Source organism: Pseudarthrobacter sp. MM222, assembly GCF_947090775.1.
In the GTDB taxonomy this organism is placed as follows: Bacteria; Actinomycetota; Actinomycetes; order Actinomycetales; family Micrococcaceae; genus Arthrobacter.
Genome location: NZ_OX352321.1, coordinates 3622641 through 3640207 on the forward strand (window position 1 = coordinate 3622641; position 17567 = coordinate 3640207).

21 protein-coding genes are annotated in these 17567 nt (G+C 66.6%); 6 read left to right on the forward strand and 15 right to left on the reverse strand.

Features of this window, described 5'->3' with window-relative positions:
* Positions 1 to 190: 190 nt before the first annotated feature.
* Positions 191 to 400 (forward strand): hypothetical protein, encoded by a 210-nt coding sequence (locus OM977_RS16590; protein WP_264354985.1) that lies wholly within the window; start codon positions 191 to 193, stop codon positions 398 to 400.
* Between the two features lie 101 nt (positions 401 to 501).
* On the opposite strand, the gene manD is transcribed toward OM977_RS16590, so the two are convergent.
* The 7 genes from manD to OM977_RS16625 form a co-directional block, all read right to left on the reverse strand.
* On the reverse strand, positions 502 to 1731 hold the full coding sequence (manD, locus tag OM977_RS16595) for a D-mannonate dehydratase ManD (RefSeq protein ID WP_264354028.1): 1230 nt from the start codon (positions 1729 to 1731) through the stop codon (positions 502 to 504).
* A gap of 60 nt (positions 1732 to 1791) precedes the next feature.
* Positions 1792 to 2781 carry a sugar kinase gene (locus tag OM977_RS16600; protein ID WP_264354986.1) on the reverse strand — a complete coding sequence of 330 codons (990 nt, stop codon included), beginning with the start codon at positions 2779 to 2781 and terminating at the stop codon, positions 1792 to 1794.
* Positions 2778 to 3470 (reverse strand): bifunctional 4-hydroxy-2-oxoglutarate aldolase/2-dehydro-3-deoxy-phosphogluconate aldolase, encoded by a 693-nt coding sequence (locus OM977_RS16605; protein ID WP_264354987.1) that lies wholly within the window; start codon positions 3468 to 3470, stop codon positions 2778 to 2780. Before OM977_RS16605 ends, OM977_RS16600 begins: the two co-directional genes overlap by 4 nt.
* Before the next feature lie 35 nt (positions 3471 to 3505).
* Entirely contained in the window at positions 3506 to 4654 is a 1149-nt protein-coding gene (dgoD, locus tag OM977_RS16610) for a galactonate dehydratase (protein WP_264354988.1), read from the reverse strand.
* 7 nt (positions 4655 to 4661) lie between these two features.
* Positions 4662 to 5555 carry a carbohydrate ABC transporter permease gene (locus tag OM977_RS16615; protein WP_264354989.1) on the reverse strand — a complete coding sequence of 298 codons (894 nt, stop codon included), beginning with the start codon at positions 5553 to 5555 and terminating at the stop codon, positions 4662 to 4664.
* Positions 5552 to 6505, reverse strand: a complete 954-nt coding sequence (locus OM977_RS16620; protein WP_264354990.1) for a carbohydrate ABC transporter permease — start codon at positions 6503 to 6505, stop codon at positions 5552 to 5554. Before OM977_RS16620 ends, OM977_RS16615 begins: the two co-directional genes overlap by 4 nt.
* Positions 6506 to 6615: 110 nt before the next feature.
* Positions 6616 to 7911 carry an ABC transporter substrate-binding protein gene (locus tag OM977_RS16625; protein WP_264354991.1) on the reverse strand — a complete coding sequence of 432 codons (1296 nt, stop codon included), beginning with the start codon at positions 7909 to 7911 and terminating at the stop codon, positions 6616 to 6618.
* 137 nt (positions 7912 to 8048) lie between these two features.
* On the opposite strand from OM977_RS16625, the gene OM977_RS16630 reads away from it, so the two are divergent.
* On the forward strand, positions 8049 to 8843 hold the full coding sequence (locus OM977_RS16630) for a FadR/GntR family transcriptional regulator (protein ID WP_264354992.1): 795 nt from the start codon (positions 8049 to 8051) through the stop codon (positions 8841 to 8843).
* A 93-nt stretch (positions 8844 to 8936) separates the two neighbouring features.
* Here the strand turns inward: OM977_RS16630 and OM977_RS16635 are convergent, their stop codons facing one another.
* The 3 genes from OM977_RS16635 to OM977_RS16645 all read right to left on the reverse strand — a co-directional run bounded on the left by OM977_RS16635 (position 8937) and on the right by OM977_RS16645 (position 11439).
* Complete coding sequence (locus tag OM977_RS16635; RefSeq protein WP_442960664.1) at positions 8937 to 9110, reverse strand: aldo/keto reductase; 174 nt, start codon at positions 9108 to 9110, stop codon at positions 8937 to 8939.
* Positions 9111 to 9118: 8 nt separating this feature from the next.
* On the reverse strand, positions 9119 to 9991 hold the full coding sequence (locus tag OM977_RS16640) for an NAD-dependent epimerase/dehydratase family protein (protein ID WP_264354993.1): 873 nt from the start codon (positions 9989 to 9991) through the stop codon (positions 9119 to 9121).
* A gap of 98 nt (positions 9992 to 10089) precedes the next feature.
* Positions 10090 to 11439, reverse strand: a complete 1350-nt coding sequence (locus tag OM977_RS16645) for a phosphoribosyltransferase (protein ID WP_264354994.1) — start codon at positions 11437 to 11439, stop codon at positions 10090 to 10092.
* 359 nt (positions 11440 to 11798) lie between these two features.
* On the opposite strand from OM977_RS16645, the gene OM977_RS16650 reads away from it, so the two are divergent.
* Positions 11799 to 12563: a GAF and ANTAR domain-containing protein gene (locus tag OM977_RS16650; RefSeq protein WP_264357459.1), complete on the forward strand. Its 765-nt coding sequence runs from the start codon at positions 11799 to 11801 to the stop codon at positions 12561 to 12563.
* Here the strand turns inward: OM977_RS16650 and OM977_RS16655 are convergent.
* The 3 genes from OM977_RS16655 to OM977_RS16665 all read right to left on the reverse strand — a co-directional run bounded on the left by OM977_RS16655 (position 12560) and on the right by OM977_RS16665 (position 14320).
* A complete protein-coding gene (locus OM977_RS16655) occupies positions 12560 to 13231 on the reverse strand; it encodes an esterase/lipase family protein (RefSeq protein ID WP_264354995.1) in 672 nt (223 codons plus the stop codon). The genes OM977_RS16650 and OM977_RS16655 overlap by 4 nt on opposite strands.
* On the reverse strand, positions 13228 to 14043 hold the full coding sequence (locus OM977_RS16660) for an alpha/beta fold hydrolase (RefSeq protein ID WP_264354996.1): 816 nt from the start codon (positions 14041 to 14043) through the stop codon (positions 13228 to 13230). Before OM977_RS16660 ends, OM977_RS16655 begins: the two co-directional genes overlap by 4 nt.
* 67 nt (positions 14044 to 14110) lie before the next feature.
* Positions 14111 to 14320, reverse strand: a complete 210-nt coding sequence (locus OM977_RS16665; RefSeq protein ID WP_264354997.1) for a hypothetical protein — start codon at positions 14318 to 14320, stop codon at positions 14111 to 14113.
* Between the two features lie 253 nt (positions 14321 to 14573).
* Between OM977_RS16665 and OM977_RS16670 the strand changes: the two genes are divergently transcribed.
* Positions 14574 to 14819: a hypothetical protein gene (locus tag OM977_RS16670; protein WP_264354998.1), complete on the forward strand. Its 246-nt coding sequence runs from the start codon at positions 14574 to 14576 to the stop codon at positions 14817 to 14819.
* Positions 14820 to 14842: 23 nt separating this feature from the next.
* Here the strand turns inward: OM977_RS16670 and OM977_RS16675 are convergent, their stop codons facing one another.
* Both OM977_RS16675 and OM977_RS16680 read right to left on the reverse strand, forming a co-directional pair.
* Positions 14843 to 15256: a VOC family protein gene (locus OM977_RS16675; protein WP_264354999.1), complete on the reverse strand. Its 414-nt coding sequence runs from the start codon at positions 15254 to 15256 to the stop codon at positions 14843 to 14845.
* A 128-nt stretch (positions 15257 to 15384) separates the two neighbouring features.
* Positions 15385 to 15951 (reverse strand): type 1 glutamine amidotransferase domain-containing protein, encoded by a 567-nt coding sequence (locus OM977_RS16680; protein WP_264355000.1) that lies wholly within the window; start codon positions 15949 to 15951, stop codon positions 15385 to 15387.
* A 201-nt stretch (positions 15952 to 16152) separates the two neighbouring features.
* Here OM977_RS16680 and OM977_RS16685 point away from each other — a divergent pair, with 201 nt between their 5' ends.
* Both OM977_RS16685 and OM977_RS16690 read left to right on the forward strand, forming a co-directional pair.
* Positions 16153 to 16404 (forward strand): DUF2630 family protein, encoded by a 252-nt coding sequence (locus OM977_RS16685; RefSeq protein WP_264355001.1) that lies wholly within the window; start codon positions 16153 to 16155, stop codon positions 16402 to 16404.
* A gap of 33 nt (positions 16405 to 16437) precedes the next feature.
* On the forward strand, positions 16438 to 17412 hold the full coding sequence (locus OM977_RS16690; RefSeq protein WP_264355002.1) for a CapA family protein: 975 nt from the start codon (positions 16438 to 16440) through the stop codon (positions 17410 to 17412).
* The last annotated feature ends 155 nt before the right edge of the window (positions 17413 to 17567 follow it).

Genomic DNA, 17567 nt, shown 5'->3' on the forward strand with positions numbered 1-17567 from the left:
CAAGGGTGACCACCCTCACGACCGGAACGCCTTCCGCGATGGAACTGCAGGTCAGCCGCCGGAGGCGGGCCGCCGCCGGATTCCCGCTGCGGCCCGGGCCGGCGTGGTGATTTGACCGGCCGCCGGAGAGACCGTTATTGTCGCTTCAATCATTGGGGCCGAGTAGAAGTACGCCAAGAAAGTTAGTGCAATGACCACAATTACCGACCGCATCGAGATTCAAGTCGACAGCCGGGACATCCTCGACGAACGGCTTAACGACGCCGTGCGCGGACTGCAGGAGCTCGCGATGGAGACTGGAACCCAGGGCATTCTGCTCACGCGGAACAAGCCCGGTCACTACACGGCGGCACTGTCCGACCAGGTGCCCTTCGGCATGACGCGGGAGCTGATTCACTAGCCGTCGCTGCAGGAATCGAATTTTAACAAAGCCAGGTCCCGGGCGGCTGAGCGTAGACTCGCCGCCCGGGACCTTTTTGTGCCCGGAGCCCCCAGTGACCGCTACCAGTCGTGGACGGTGCCGTCGACGAGGCGGTTGTAGGGCAGGTAGGCCTGCTGGTACGGGTAGGCCGCGGCGGCCTCCTCGTTGAACTCGACGCCGATGCCGGGCTTGTCCCCGGGGTGCAGGTAGCCGTCGACGAACGTCATCGACTGCTCGAAGACCTCGTTGGTCTTGTCCGAGTGCTGCATGTACTCCTGGATCCCGTAGTTATGGATCGCCAGGCCCACGTGCAGCTGCGCGGCGAACCCCACCGGGGAAATATCCGTCGGCCCGTGGAAACCTGACTTGATCTGGTACTGCGCGGCGAAGTCCATCACCTTCTTCAGCGGGCTGATCCCGCCGAAGTGCGTCGACGCGGCCCGGACATAATCAATCAGCTGTTCCTTGATGATCGTCTGGTAGTCGTAGACGGTATTGAAGATCTCCCCGATCGCCAGCGGCGTGGTGGTGTGCTGCCGGACCAGCCGCAGCGCCTCCTGGTTCTCCGCCGGGGTGCAGTCCTCCAGCCAGAACAGGTCATACGGCTCCAGCGCCTTGCCCAGCTTCGCGGCCTGGATCGGCGTCATCCGGTGATGCCCGTCATGGAGCAGCGGCAGCTCCGGGCCGAACTCGTTCCGGACCGCCTCGAACACGCCCGGCAGGTGCCGCAGGTACGCCCGGGTGTCCCAGTCCTCCTCCAGCGGGAACGCCCCCCGCCCGGCCGGCTCATAGTCATACCGCTCCCCCGAGGCCTGCGCCTGCGCCGCGACCCCGTACACGGCCTTGATCCCCGGCACCGCGGTCTGGATCCGGATCGACTTGTACCCCAGCGCCAGGTGCTCCCGGACCGAATCGAACAACGACTCCAGGTCCGCGCCCGAGGCGTGCCCGTACGCGCGCAACCCGTTCCGCGACGCCCCGCCCAGCAGCTGATACACCGGCATGTTCGCGAGCTTGCCCTTGATATCCCACAGCGCCATGTCCACCGCGGCGATCGCGGCCATCGTCACCGGCCCCCGCCGCCAGTACGAACTGCGGTACAGGAACTGCCAGGTGTCCTCGATCCGATGCGGATCCTTCCCGATCAGCAACTGCGCAACGTGCTCCTTCAGGTACGCCGCGACCGCGAGCTCACGCCCGTTCAGCGTCGCATCGCCGATCCCGGTCACCCCGTCCTCGGTGGTGATCCGCAACGTCACGAAATTACGGGAGGGACTGGTCACAAAGACTTCCGCGGCAATGATTTTCACAGCGTTCCAGGCTTTCTTGGTCGGGAGGTTGGGACGGTCCGGAGGCCGGCCCGCCGGTACTTAGCGTTGGGTGGTTCCGCCAGGGGTGGTTCCGAGCAGGGCGAGCTCCGCCCGGGCGGGCAGGCCTTCCCAGTCCCCGGCGGTGCTGACGGCGAAGGCCCCCGTGAGGGCGCCGCGCTGCAGGCGGCCCGCCACGTCGGCGCCGTCGAGCAGGGCGGACAGATAGCCTGCGGTGAAGGCGTCTCCGGCTCCCACGGTATCGATGCTGGTGACGGGCACGGCGGGTGTCTCCCACCGGCCGTCGGCGGTGTAGGCGCCGGCACCGTCGGCGCCGCGCTTGACGACAACTTCGCTTACGCCAAGCCCAAGAAGTTCGGCAGCCATCGCCGATTCAACGGCGTCGGGGTCCCGTCCGCCTGCCGGCGCGGAAGCCACCAGGCCGAGCTCGTCGTCGGAGGCGATCAGGATGCTGGCGTGCCGGACGAGCGGCGTGAGCACCTTCCGCGCCTCGTCCCGCGACCAGAGCTTGCTGCGGTAGTTGACGTCCAGTGACACCACCGTGCCGTCTGCTGCGGCGCGCTCGGCGGCGTACTCCACGGCTTTCCGCGACTCGGGGCTGAGCGCGGCGGTAATGCCGGTCAGATGCAGGATACGGGCCCCAGGAAGCAGGGCACGGTCCACGTCCTCCGGACTCAGGGTGGAGCCGGCGGAACCGGAGCGGTAATAGAAGGCGCGGGTGACATCGGCCGTGCGCTGTTCAAGGAACATCACACCGGTCCCGCGCGTGCTGTCCTGCCGGTGCAGCAGCCCGACGCCCTCGGCGCGAAGCTGGCGGAGGATGAACTCACCGTGCGGGTCGGCGCCCACCACACCGGCCCAGCTGACGCTGTGCCCAAGCCGGGCGACGCCCACGGCGACATTCGATTCGGCCCCGGCAACGTGCATGGTTAGGGCCCCGCCGGCGGACAGCGGCCCGGCGGAACGCAGCGAGACCATGGATTCGCCGAAGGTCAGCAGGTCAACGGGAGCGAGCCCGACGGCGGCAGTCACCGCAGGCTCTCCGCAGCGGCCCGGCGGTCATACTCGGAGGCCAGGGCAACGAAGCTGCGGGCGCGCTCCCGCATCGGAGCAAGGTCCCCGCCCGATCCGGCGTCGCCGAACAGCGGCCCGCCGAGCCCGACGGCGATAGCACCCACTGCCCAGTAGCCCGCCGCCTCGTCGAGACCGACGCCGCCGACCGCGATGAACGGGATGTCCGGGAAGGGATCGCGCAGCGCCTTGAGGTAGCCCGGGCCGCCGATGGAGGCAGGGAAGAGCTTGACGGCAGTGGCGCCGCGGTTCATGGCCTCGAGGGCCTCGCTCGGCGTGAGGGCTCCGGCGAGGACGGGGATGCCGCGGCTGGCCGATTCTTCGATGGACGGCGCCAGTGACGGCGTGACCATGAACTGTCCGCCCGCCTCGGCGACGTTGTCCACGTCCCGCTTGGTGAGCACCGTGCCGGCGCCGACGAAGCACCCTGCGGGCGCTGCTGCCCGCACCTCGCGGATGGCATCGAGGGCGTCCGGCGTGGTGAGGGCGATCTCGACGTAGCGGAAGCCCTCCGCCATGGCGGCGAGGGCGGCCTTCGCCGCGGCCGATCCCCGGGTGCCACGCACGATTGCCACGAGACGGGTCTGCCGTATCCCGGCCAGCAGCGTCTCAGGGGTCAGGGTGTTCTCCATGCTGGGCTTCTCTTTCATTGGGGTGTCCATCGCCGTTCCCGTGATTCCAACGCTCACCATTCTGCGAAGGCCCCGTCGGGCTGGCGCCAGACCGGGCCGCGCCAGGAATGCCCGCGTTTGTCCGCGGCACGGACCACGGCCTCGTCGATCTCGATGCCTAGGCCCGGGCCGGTGAGCCGTTCAATGTGCCCGTCCACGAACTTCAGCGGGGACTTGTCCACCACATAGTCCAGGACCTCGGCGCCCTTGTTGTAGTGGATTCCGATGCTCTGTTCCTGGATCAGGAAGTTGGGCGTCGCGAAGCCCACCTGCAGGCAGGCGGCCAGGGCCAGCGGCCCCAGCGGGCAGTGCGGGGCGAGCTGGACCTCGTAGATTTCGGCCAGCGAGGCAATCTTGCGGACCTCGGTGATGCCGCCGGCGTGGGAGAGATCCGGCTGGGCCACGGCGATGCCGGCCTGCAGCGCAGGCAGGAATTCCTGCCGGCTGTAGAGCCGCTCACCGGTGGAGACCGGCGTCGTCGTCGAGGAGGTGAACTCGCGCAGCAGGTGCGTGTTCTCCGGAACCACGGGCTCTTCGAGGAAGAAGGGCCGGTACGGCTCCAGCAGCGGCGCCACCCGGCGGGCGTTGGCCAGGCTGAAGCGGCCGTGGAAGTCGACCGCGACGTCCCGGTGCTCGCCGAGGACCTCGCGGGCGGCGGCCACCCGGCGGACGACGCCGTCGAGCTCGGCCACGGAGGCGATGGGGCTCATCCGGCCGCTGGCGTTCATCTTGACGGCGGTGAGGCCGACCTCCAGCTGGGCGCTGATCTGGTCGGCGACTTCGTTCGGTTCGTCTCCGCCCACCCAGCCGTACATCCGGATCCGGTCCCGGACGTGGCCGCCCAGGAGCTGGTGCACGGGGGTGTTGAAGTGCTTGCCCGCGATGTCCCAGAGGGCCTGGTCCAGGCCCGAGACGGCACTAGCCAAGATGGGGCCGCCGCGGTAAAAGGAGCCCTTGGTCATGACCTGCCAGTGGTCCTCGATCCGGAGCGCATCGTTGCCGATGAGCACCTCGGAGAGCTGTTCGACGGCGGTGCGCACGGTTTCGCTGCGGCCCTCGCACGTTGCCTCGCCCCAGCCGACAATTCCGCTCTCGGTCTCGATGCGGACGAAGAGCCACCGCGGTGCGACGAGGAACGTTTCGATCCTGCTGATGAGTGTCATGGGTTGCCTAGCCTTTGGTCGCCCCGGCGGTCATGCCGGAGACGATGTACTTCTGCGTGAAGAGCGCAATGATCATGATCGGGATGGTGACCACGGTGGCGGCCGCCATCAGTCCGCCCCAGTCGATGCTGGCGTAGGAGACGAAGTCGAAGATCGCGACCGGCAAGGTCTTCGTCTTGGAGCCGGAGAGCACCAGGGCGAACATGAAGTTGTTCCACGAGAAGATGAAGGACAGGATGGCGGCGGTGGCGATGCCGGCGACCGAGAGCGGCAGCGTGATACGGCGGAAGGCTCCGATCGGAGTGAGCCCGTCCACTTGGGCTGATTCCTCGAGCTCCAGCGGCATCGAATCGAAGTAGCTCATCATGATGTAGACGATCAGCGGCAGCGCCACGAACATGTGGCTGAGGATCAGCACCTCGAAGCCGCCGACCATCCGCAGGTTGGAGAACACGTAGTACCAGGGCACCAGCAGTGAGACGCCGGGGATGACGCGGGCCATCAGGACCACGAGGGCCGAGCGGTGCATCGTGAAGCGGCTCATCGCGTAGGCCGCTGGGACGCCCAGGACCAGGGAAAGCGCCGTGGAGACGAAGGCGACCCAGAAGCTGTTGAAGATGAAGATGAAGTAGTTGTTGCGCTGCAGTACGTTGGCGTAGTTCTCGGCGGTGGGCGTGAAGAGCAGCGCCTTGCCGGTGTCGTAGATGTCCACGTTGGTCTTGAAGGACGCCAGCAGCATCCAGAACAGCGGAGCGATCAGGAACAGCACGACGGCGATCAGGGCCACAACGCGGAAGACCTTGTACGCGCGGGTGGCCAGGGGCTTCCGGCGGCGGCGGGCCGGGGGGGTCCCTGCGGCGGAGCCGGTCTGGGATTCGGTGTTTTGGTTCAGTACGGTCATTTGCTTACCGCTTTCTTGCGCATGGTCAGCAGCCACATCGAGCCGATGATGATCATGAAGAACAGGATCAGCACCGCGGAGGACAGCCCGTACTGGTTGTAGTCGAAGCTCAATCCGTAGGCGTAGACGTTGAGGGTCTCCACCTCGTGGAAGGAACCGCCGCCCTTGCCCTTGGTGGCGTAGAGGATGTCAAAGGTCTTCAGGGCGTCGATGCCCCGGAGCAGGATGGCCACGATCACGGTCGGCATCATGAGCGGCAGGGTGATGTAGAAGAAGCGCTGGAAGGAGTTGGCGCCGTCCATTCGGGCCGCCTCATCGGGTTCCTCGGAGAGGGAAGTCAGGCCGGCGAGCAGGATTAGCACCACCATCGGGGTCCACTGCCACACGTCCATGAAGATTGTGGTGCCCAGCGCCGTGTCCTGGCCGGAAAGCCACGGCTGGGCCGGGATGCCGATCATGCCGAGCAGCTGGTTGGCGAAGCCAATGTTGGGATCGAAGATCAGCCGCCACATCATGCCGACGGCCACCGGAGTTGCGACGAGCGGCAGGAGGATGGCCACCCGGACCCACTTTTCGCCGCGGAAGGGGCGCCACAGCAGCAGTGCGATGCACATGCCGAGAACGACTTCGCAGACAAGCGCGACGCCGGTGAAGGTCAGTGTGCGGCCGACGGCGGGCCAGAAGCGGTCGACGTCGGACAGGACCGTGAGGTAGTTCTGCAGCCCGATGAACTCGGAGGCGGCACGGACGGAGCCCTGCGAGTCGGTGAGGCTCAGGTAGAGGGTCCAGGCCAGCGGGAAGATGATCAGGATCCCGACGAAGATCATTGCGGGGGCGGCGAAGAGCCACTTGCGGTGCCGGTTGGCCCAGGCGGAGAAGTTCTCGCGCGCACCGGGAGGGCGGCCGGCGCTGCGGGCAGGCGCGCTACGGGGAGGGTTCAGTACAGACATGGTTCACCTAAGGAGTTGGGGGTGAAGTGAAGAGCGGGCCCGGCGGGACGGTAGCAGGACTGCCTTCCCGCCGGGCTGTGGTGCACTCCGGCGCGTAGCGCGCAGGGGCGCTATTTCTTTTCGGTGTCCAGGAACTTCTGGAAGTCCTCGTGGGCCGTGTCAGCAGCGGCGGACGAGTCGGCGCCGGTGATGGTGGCAACGATCGGGCCGCCCACGATTTCGCGGGCCTTGCCTACCGTGACAACCTCGGGACGGTCGTGGCCGACGCCGTTCTTGGCGCTGGCGGCGATGGCCTCAGCCAGATCCTTCGGGTAGGTGGACGTTCCCTCGGCATCGGACCAGACGGAGGCGCGGGGTCCGGGGACACCGGCCTTCTGCGCGGCCAGGGTGCGTTCCTTGCTCGTGGCCCACTGGATGAACTTCCAGGCGTTGTCCTGGTTGCCCGAAGCCTGGTTCACGGCCAGGCCCCAGGACGGGATGTTGTACGGCTTGGAACCAGCGGGGCCGGCGGGCAGGGCCGCGAAACCGACCGTGTCAGCGACCTTGGACTTGGCCGGGTCGGTGGCGTTCTTGTAGAGCGAGTCGGCTTCGGTGTAGAACGCGGCCTTGCCCTGGGTGAAGATTGCCATCGCCTCGGGCCAGCTCATGTCGGTGCTGACGTTGGCGGGCCCGTAGTTGCGGATCAGGCCGCCGTAGTACGCGTAGGCCTTCTTGGCAGCGTCTGTGTTGACGGCGGACTTGCCGCTGGAGTCGGTGAAGTCGCCACCGAAGCTGTACAGGAAGCTGGAGAACTGGGTGACTGCGGCGGACTTGCCGGTACGGGCCACGAAGCCTGCGGTATCCGGCGAGGAAGCCTTGATGGCCTTGGCGGCGGCCTCGAGCTCTTCCATGGTCTTGGGAACCTCGAGGCCCGCGGCCTGCAGCAGGTCCTTGCGGTAGTAGAGCACCTCGCGTTCGGTGATGATCGGGACACCCACGACCTTGCCGTCAGCGGTGGTGGCCTTGACCGGGCCCTCTTGGTAGTCCTTCCAGTCCCAGGTGGCGTCCGAGGACACCTTGGACGTCAGGTCCGCGAGGTAGCCGTTCTTCGCGAACGCCTTGCCCTCCTGCAGCGGGCGGTACATCATCACGTCGATCTCGTCGCTGCCGGCGTTGAGCTTGACGTTGTACTGATCCGAAAGCTGGTCTTCGCCGAGCTGGGTCAGCTCGACCTTGAGGCCGCTGGACTTCTCAAATTCCGGGATGGCTGCCTTGATGCCTTCGGTCCACACGTGGTTGGCCAGCGTGACCCGGACGGTGCCTGCGGTCTTGGCATCGTTGCTGCCGCTGCCGCCGCTACAGGCGGTGAGCCCGAGTGACAAGGCCGCGGCGACGGCCGCGTACTTCACAATTGAACGTCGCTTCATTACGACTCCCTTGATTCAGGGCCGGCGGTCTACGCCCAGCCATCCGCACATGCATCTTTACATCTGCTCTGAGAGCGATCATAGAGAAATAAGGCAGACTTAAACAAGACCCTTGCGCCCACCCGTATGATTTGTTTATGAAAACCCCAAAGGTGGCGTCCTCAGCTGACTTGCATTCCGTGCTGGTCGAGAACTTGGGGCTCGCCATCGCTGGGGGCGCCCTGGCACCCAGCTCGATCCTGCGCCTGGACGAGCTCGAGGCGCAGCACGGCGTGTCCCGCTCCGTGGTCCGGGAGGCAACCCGGGTCCTGTCCTCCAAAGGCATGCTGGAATCACGACGGCGGTTGGGGACGGTGGTACAGCCGGAAGAATGCTGGAACCTCTACGACCCGCAGGTCATCCGCTGGCGCCTCGCCTCCTCCAGGCGGCTGGAGCAGTTGCGGGCTCTCAACGAACTCCGCGGGGCGATCGAACCGCAGGCAGCCCGGCTCGCCGCCGAGCGCGCCTCATGGGACGAAGGCAGCGACCTGGTGTCCCAGGCCGCGCGGCTGTGGTCGGCCGGCCAGCGGGGCGACCGGGACGAATTTCTCCGGCTGGACATTGAGTTCCATGCCGCGGTGCTCCGGGCCTCCGGCAACCCAATGTTTTCCCAGCTGCACAACCTCGTCGCCGAGGTGCTGACCGGGCGTACCGAGCACGGCCTGATGCCGCAGCTTCCGGACCACGAGGCCCTTCAGCTGCACGTGGACGTGGCCAGCGCCATCCAGCGCAGCGAGTCACACGCTGCGCATGCCGCCATGAGCCGGATCGTGGAGCAGTCCACCGAGGAAATGGGTGACATCTGGTCCAGCCACCACCCGGCGGAGCTGGCAGCAGTGCCGGCCCCGGCGGCGGCCACTGTCAGCGCTGCCATTGGGATCGCGACGGCGTGACACGCCGGCGCGGCAGGCGCCCTACCAGTCAGCGGCCGCCTTCAAGCTTCCGGCTGCGCTGTTCCTGGGCGAGCGGCCCGTAGGGGTATACCCCTACGCGGGGCCGTCGGGAACCTCAGTCAGCCGCATCAACTCGCCCTCGCTGAGCCGGAGCTCCGCCGCGGCAAGATTATCGGCGAGCTGGTCCGTGGTGCGGGCACCCAGGATGACGGAGGTCACGGCAGGCTGGTCCGCCAGCCAGGCCAGCGCCACCTGCGAGGCGCTCACACCGTGGGTCAGTCTTCCGTGGGGGTGGTGCGGAGCGGGTGGTAATTCCGCCAGCTGTGTTGCGGGGCAAAGCCCAGCACCCGCTTCGCCTTGTCGATCGAGAGCATGGTTTCGTGCTCGCCCAGGTCCTTGACCACTTTCACGTCCGGGAAAACTTCGGCGGCGAGGCTGGCGCTTGACCGGCCCATCACGGTGTCCCCGTTAGCGATGATGAACGCCTCGAAGCCGGGGCCGGCGTGCTCCAGGGCGAGGGCCACGGCCTGGGCGCCGTCGCGGCCGTCGATGTAGCCCCAGAGGTTCCACTTGCGCAGTGTTGCGTCGGAGTCGAAAGAGGGAAATTCCTCGTAGTCTTCCGGGTCCATGACGTTGGAGAAGCGCAGACCCGTGATGCTCAGGTCCGGGTCCCAGCGGGTCAGCTGGATCGCCATTTGCTCCTCGAGGTGCTTGACCAGCGAGTACGTGCTTTCCGGCCGGGCCGGGTATTCCTCGTCGACCGGAAGATACGGAGGGTCGACGTCGAACGGCAGTCCCAGGACCGTCTCGCTGGAGGCGTAGACGATTTTCTTGATCCCGGCCCGGCGCGCGGCCTGGAACACGTTGTAGGTGGCCTGCATGTTGTTCTCGAAGGTGGCGGCGTCCGGCGCAAGCCCGGGAGCAGGAATCGCGGCCAGATGCACGACGGCGTCGAAGCCCGTGGACCGGTCCTCCAGCCCCAGGAACACATCCACGACCTGGCCGTAGTTGCGCAGGTCCACCTCGGCGAAGCCCGGGCCGCGCACCCCGGTACGGTCCAGGTTGGTGACCTCATGGCCGTCTTCGCGCAGCCGGCGGACTACGCTCCGGCCCAGCTTTCCGCTTCCTCCGGTAACAGCAATTCTCATCAGGGTCTCCTCTGGGTGGTGGTCTGTTCCACCCTAGAACGGTCCGCGCCTCCGCGCAGCCTCACCGGCCCGGCGTCCGGGGCAACGGCCGGGGGACCCTACGCGTGCGTTGGGGTTTCCTCGTCAGGTAGGAGATATCTGATGAACCAGTCCCGGGCGAGGATGGCGGCGGCGGCCAGCGTGCCCGGTTCTTCAAAAAGATGGGTAGCGCCCTGCACCACGGCCAGCTGGTTGGGGCAGCGCATCATTGACTTCGCCTTCCGGTTCAGCTCCAGCACCTCATAGTCCAGGCTTCCCACGATCAGGAGGCTCGGCGACCTCACGGCTGAAAGCCGCGGCCCGGCCAGGTCCGGCCGCCCGCCGCGGGAGACGACGGCCGCGACCCTGGCCACAGGTTCGGAGGCGGCCCACAGTGCGGCCCCGGCGCCCGTGCTCGCACCAAGATAGCCGGCACTGCAGGAAGCGGTGTCTTCCCTGGTGGCCAGCCACTCCGTCGCGGCGGACAGCCTACGGGCCAGCAGTTCGATGTCGAAAACATTCGCGCGGTTGTGTTCCTCCCCCGGCGTCAGCAGGTCCAGCAGCAGGGTGCCCAGACCCGCCTGCTGGAGCACACCGGCCACGAACCTGTTCCGGGGGCTGTGCCGGCTGCTGCCGCTGCCATGGGCGAACAGCACAACCCCCTGCGTGGGAACAGGGAGGTGCAACTGACCCTGGAGGCGGACGCCGCGGGAGGGTATCTCGACTTCCCCGTCAAAATCCGGTTCGATTCCGTCGTCATCCGCCCAACGGGCCAAGGGGGCTGAGGCCTGCAGCCGCCTGGCGGCCGCGTCGAGCAGCTGGACCACCTCGTCGTCCTCCGTGGGCGAGAAATCACGGTAGTGGTAGCCCACGGCGGCGAAGTGCCGCGGCGTCGCCAGGCAGACGATTTCGTCCGGCTCGGTCAGGGTCCCGAGGGTGTCGGCCGGGGCCACCGGCACCGCGAGAACCACCCGCGCGGCGCCGAGCCTCCGGGCGATCCGGCACGCGACCCGGGCGGTCGATCCGGTGGCGATTCCATCATCCACGATCACTGCGATGCGGCCGGTGAGGTCCCGCCGCGTCCGCCCTTTCCGGAACTGGGCAACCCGGCTCTCCAGGACGGCCCGTTCGTGCACTTCGACAGCCTGCAGCTCACTCTCGGACACCTGGGATTGCGCGAGTACGCGCTCTTCCAACACCCGCGTCCCGCCCTCGCCGATGGCGCCCATGGCGAGTTCAGGTTGGTACGGCAGTCCCAGCTTCCTGACCACAATTACGTCCAAGGGGGCGTCCAGGGCAGCCGCCACCTCGAAGGCGACGGGGACCCCGCCACGGGGCAACCCCAGGACTACGATGTCCTGTCCGCGTAGTTGCCGGAGTTGCCGCCCCAGCTGCCGCCCGGCGTCGACCCTGTCCTCAAAAATGCTCATCGCCAAGGCTTTCCACGTGAGACATCGGCCGCGCTAAGCCTCCTCCCGGCAGGGCACCGGAAAGCCGGGAGGAGGGAGCAGAAGGCCTCTCTCCCACTATGGGTCAGGACGGCGCAGCGGGTGAGGGCCTTTGTGCCCGGATTGGGAAGCAGGAGCCCGGGTGGTTCCGCGCCCGGCCCGAACCAGGAGCCGAACAAAAAGGTTGGAATCAGCTGTATATAATTTCCGTACGGTTTTGCAGCGAGCCGTTGGATTGTTCATCGATCCGGCTGACCGCTGCCCTCCCCACCGCTGCTTGCGCAGGAGGGATGCCGCGCCACCGCATCGATCTGACCTGAGTGAAACGGCGCGAAGAGATAGTGGCCACCGAGTCGACCGCAACGTCAACAGACGAATCAACCCTTGAAGCAACTTCCATCACCCAGCACTTGCACGAGCTGGTGCTGGGCAGCGCAGACGTTGAGGAGTTCCTGCACGAACTGGCGCGGGTCTCCGCACGGAGCCTGTCGGAACCCGGGGACGAGATTCTCTGCGGGATCACACTCCTGCGGCACCGGAAGGCGGCAACGGTCGCCAGCAGCAGCGCGGCCGCCCAGGCCATGGATGAGATCCAGTACGCCTTCGGGGACGGCCCATGCGTGACGGCATCCCGGGAACAGGAAACGGTCCACGTTCCCGATCTGGACGCCGAGGGCCGCTGGCCCCAGTACGCCGCGACTGTCAGGGAGCAGGGCGCGCGGTCCATCCTCGCGCTGCCTTTCCTGCTCGACGGGGGCACCCAGGCCGCGCTCAACCTCTATTCGCACCGTCCCGGCCGGTTTGATGCGAGGGCCTTGGAACTGGCCCGCGACTTCGTGAACCAGACCTCCATGGCGCTCCGCCTGGCGGTCCGGTTTGCGCACTCCATCGATACGGCGGCGAACCTGAGAGCGACGCTCGAAACGCGCACCGGCATCGACGTCGCCGTCGGCATCATCATGGCGCAGAACCGGTGCAGCCAGGACGAGGCGTTCGAGTTGCTCAAGTCCGCGTCCAGCGCGCGCAACGTCAAGCTGCATGTGGTGGCGGCAGGCGTCGTGGAGTCGTTGGGCCAGGGCTCGGCCCGTACGCACTTCGAGACCTAGGCGGCGGTCTCCGCCAGAATTGTGAGGATTGTGTCCTCGTGGCTCAGGATCCGGAAATGGCCGCCGGTCTGCAGCTGGATGTTCTTGGCACCGGGCAGCACGCTGCCCTCGGGGATGTGCGGGTCGAAGATCCCGTAGACCGAGCTGATGCGTTCGTTAATGCGCTCCTCGCGGGCGAGCTGCAGGGTGACCGCGTTCCGCGGCGAGAAGGCGCGCAGGCTCGGCAGGAGCATGAACGCTGCGTACCGGGAACCGGAGAACGGCGTGCACACGGCCACCATTCCCCTGATGCGCGCCTCGGGGTCCAGGGACATCATCACGTATTTGCCGATCAGGCCGCCCTTGCTGTGCGCGACAATCACCACGTCGGCTAGGTTTTCTTCGCGGATGTAACCGGCAATGAGCTCGGCGGCTTTGGGCACAGCGATCCGGTTCCGTTGCAGCAGCGTCACCACGTGCACCGGGTGCCCCGCCTCGTGCAGCCGCCTGACCAACGGCAGCATGAAGCGCCAGTCCTCGTAGATACCGGGAATCACGACGACGGGTCGGCCGGTGCCGCTAAGGAACTCATCCGAGCGGGTCCGCGAAAACGCGCTGCCCAACTGGCGGAGGGCGGCGTAGAGATAGTCCTCCACCCACCAGCGGGCCGCCCGCAAGGTCCCTCTCATGCCTTGAATTCCTGCCGCGCCGCCCCGGTTGCCCTGCCGGGAAGTCCGGCGAAGGACAGAATGGCCTCGGCCACCTCCGCCGAACGGTTGTGCTGCACGACGTGCCCGGTTCCGGGGATTTCTGCCAGCCGGCCCGTGGCCCGCTCGGCCAGCCGCCGGCACCAGTCCGCGGATGCCACGGGGTCGTTGGCGCCGCGGACCACGAGGACGGGGGCCGCCACTTCGGCGATCCGCTGCTCCGTGGGGTATTCCATCATGACGCGGAGGTTCTTGAGGTACCAGCTCGGTCCGCACCGAATGTAGTCCGAGAACACCAAGGCGTTGGAGGAAGGGCTTTCAAAGAACAGGCTGTCCCGGCCCAGCGCCAGGGCCTGCTGCGCCACGGTGCGGCGCTTGGAGTCGACGACCGGACCCATCAGGACCACATACGGAATCCGCTCCGGCTGCTGGCGGGCGGCCTCGATGGCGAACTGGGCTCCCATTGAGTGCCCCACGAGAACGAAGTCGAGCACGCCAAGTTGCTCCATGGCCCCGAGGATGTACGAGGCATGGTCCGCGACCGGGAGGGTGTGATCCGGCCGGGGCGTGGCACCAAATCCAGGCAGGTCGATCGAGTAGGTGTCGACTGACTCGGCGAGCGCCCCGTGCAGGCGCCGCAGGTAGCGGTGCGAGACTCCGATCCCATGGACGAGCACGACGGCGGGATCACGCAGCGCGGTGTCCGGGTCACCGGCGACGGGCGCCCGGCGGGAAGCATACACGTGGCCGAGATGACCCGCGGCCTCGATCTCGGAGCGGACGGGCCTGATCATGGGGACTCATTTCTGTTCAGAGCCGCTTGGCGGCCTCTACAGTAAGCATACTGACAGAGCCGCACCACTAGTCGTCCCGCTTGTCCCGCTCGCTGAATTCCTCATCGAGGTCAAAGTGCCTGAACTCGGTCTCCGGGTTCGGTTCTCCATCGGCGACATATTCGTGGTCAAGCTGGCGCTGGACCTGGCTGTCGAGGATCTGGAGATCCTTGTCAGCCACTGTACTGAGGTCCTCTGGGAACGCGTCGGCCGGTGTGAGGTGCAATTTCTCGGACATTGGAGCCTCTCTCGGCAAGGAAAGCCGGACTCGGTCATTCGATGTCCTGGCTGTCTTCAGGATAGCCCTCGGCTCCAACTCCAAGGACGATCGAGGCGGGCAAACAGGGCTGCACGGCCGTCGCCACGCGGGAACCTGCCTGTCGTCCCGCTTATCCTTCCTGTACGGGGACTGCCGGGGCCTGTAACTTGGGGACAGACAGGCCCACTTGAACTACTGCGGCGCAGCCGCGCCGCCGCAAGAGGAGGAATCGATGAGCACCGGATCCAAGGAACCAGAGGACATCGTCAAGGACGGCCTCGAGCAGGAGGCCCCGGCCGGTGACAATCCGGTCCCCCGCGAGGAAGGCCAGGTGGCCGCCCCGAAGGGGACCGGCGCCACCGAGCAGGAGGCCGCCGTCGGGTCCGGAGAAGCCAATAAGGCTGCTGGTCCTGCGGAGGAGCAGGACGAAAACGCCGGCGACGACCGCGGCCTCACCACGGATTCAAGTCCGGACTGAGCCCACGGCCGCAACTCCCTGCGCTACGTGGCGGACGGCGCGATATTGACCAGCCAGTCAATTCCGAACTTGTCCTTGCACATCCCGAAGGTGTCACCCCAGGGCGCCTTCTCCAGAGGCATCGCCACCGTGCCGCCGTCGGCCAGTTTGTCGAAGTAACCGCGGAGCTCCGGCTCGTCGGACCCGCTCAGTGACACCGAGATGTTGTTGCCCGGCGTGAAGTCCATGCCGTTCGGGGTGTCGGCGCCCATCAGCACCATGCCTTTCTCTGTGGTCAGCATGGCGTGCATGATCTTGTCCTGCTCGGCCGCGTCTTCGCTGGCATGGAACTCGCCGAAGGTGCTCATGTTCAGCTCACCGCCGAACACCGTCTGGTAGTAGGTCATGGCTTCTTTCGCGTTGTCGCGAAAACTAAGGTAGGGATTGAGCGTGGTCATGTCCGGAACTCCTTGCGGCTTCGGGGCTCCCGCAGCGACGCAGGTTGGCGGCGGCGGGACAGGTGCAGTTACAGGGCATATCCTGCCCCACATCGGACCGACTGGATAGGGGTACTCCGGCAGGGGGCCTAAGCGGTCTGCCCGGCGTGCTCGCCTTCTTCGATCTCTTCCAGCATCTTGTCGTTAAAGGCGGGAAGGTCACGGGGGCTGCGGCTTGTCACCAGCCCCTGGTCGACTACCACTTCCTCATCGCTCCAGTTGGCCCCGGCGTTCTTCAAATCGGTCTGGAGCGTGTGGTAGGAGGTGACGTTCCGGCCGCTGATGACGCCGGCGTCGATCAGCAACCATGGTCCGTGGCAGATTGAGGCCACCGGCTTGTGCTGTTCGAAGAAGGCGCGGGTGAAGGCCTGGGCGTCCCTGTCCACGCGGAGATGGTCGGCGTTGACGACGCCGCCGGGGATAACCAGGGCGTGGAAGTCTGCGGCGTTGGCCTCGGCCAGCGTGAGGTCGACGTCGAACGTCTCGCCTTTTTCAGTGCCGTCGTAGCCCTGCAGCTTTCCGCTTTTCGGCGCCACCAGGGTGGGTTGGCCGCCGGCTTCCTTGACGGCATCCCAGGGGCCGGTCAGCTCCACCTGTTCCACGCCGTCCGTCAGCAGGAATGCGACCTTCTTGCCTGCAATGTTGTGCTCTGACATGTGTCCTCCTCATACCGGGCGAGGGTCCAGAGGGCGGGTTGCCGCTCAAACGTCCCCGCGGAGACTGGATTGGCTTACATCTCCAACTCTAGGAAGCCCCAAAATAATAAGCAAGCTGATGATGCGTTGCGGGAGCTCTGGCCACTGCACCTCCGCCTTACTACGCTGGCGGAAGGACACTACCGACGAAAGAAGGCCGTCATGGACGAACGGGACATCCTGAAACGGATCTCGGCGCTGGTCGAAGAGGAGCAGACACTGCGCGAGAAGGCGCCGTCCTCCTCGCCCGACTATGAGCACGGACCCGACAATGAGCGGCTGAAGCGTCTGGAAGAGGACCTGGACCAGTGCTGGGACCTTCTCCGGCAGCGGCGGGCCAAACGCCAGTACGGCGAGAACCCGGACGAGGCCGCGGTGCGGCCAGTCAAGCAAGTGGAGGGCTACGAGTCCTGACGCCCAACGGGGGCATGGACAGGCAGGTGGGCCGTGTGGATCGCGTTGCTGGGTGACGTCATGCTCGGCCGGCTGGTGAACGACCGGCTGAAAGCTGTCCGCGCGGAGTACCCCTGGGGGGACACGCTCTCCGTGCTGCGGAAGGCCGACGTCCGGATTGCCAACCTGGAGTGCGTGCTGGCCGCCGGCGGGGAGCCGGCGCCCGGAAAAACCTTCCACTTCCGCTCCGATCCCACGAACGTGGAGAGCCTGCGGCGCGCCGGAATCGATCTTGTCTCTCTGGCCAACAACCACGTCCTGGACTTCGGTCCCGATGCGTTCCGGGAGATGCTGCCCCTGCTCGACGCGGCCGGCATCCTGCACGCCGGCGCCGGGATGGACGCGGAAGCGGCCCGTCGGCCGGCAGTGTTGCAGGCAACCGGCACCACCATTGGGTTCATCGCGTTCACCGACAACCAGCCAGACTGGGAAGCAGACCGTAACCCCGGAGTGTATTACGTCCCCGTGGCGTACGCGGACCGCCGGACCACGGAACTGCTGGAGCTTGTCCGCCGGACCAAGTCCCGGACCGGACTGCTGATCGTCTCCGCGCACTGGGGCGCCAACTGGGGTTCCGCCTTGCCCTCGGAGCACCGGGCGCTGGCGCACGCGCTGGTGGACGCCGGGGCCGACGTCGTCTACGGCCACTCGCCGCATGTCTTTCGCGGCGTCGAGCTGTACCGGAACCGTCCGCTCCTCTACAGTGCCGGAGACTTCGTGGACGACTATGCCGTGGACCCCGTGGAACGCAATGACCAGTCGTTCATTTTCCTGCTGGACACCGATGGCGCCACACCGGGGGCGCTCCGGCTGTACCCGACGTCGATCGGGGAATTCCAGGTCCGGCTGGCGGGTGCTGCGTCCCCGGAGATCGCCCACCGGATGCAGCGGCTGAGTGCGCAGCTGGGGACCCCCAGCAACTGGCGGGAAGATGAAGGCTGCCTGGAGATCGCGCCGGACGAGGAATAGCCAACCGGCCTGACGCGCCCTGACGGCCCTGATGCATCTACGGCAGGGACGTGCTGAGCAAGGTCACTGAGCCGCGCGGCAAGATCTGAGGTGGCAACCATGAGGACCTCCTTCATCCCGGGTGAGCCAGTCTGCGAAATATACTGCCCTTAGGG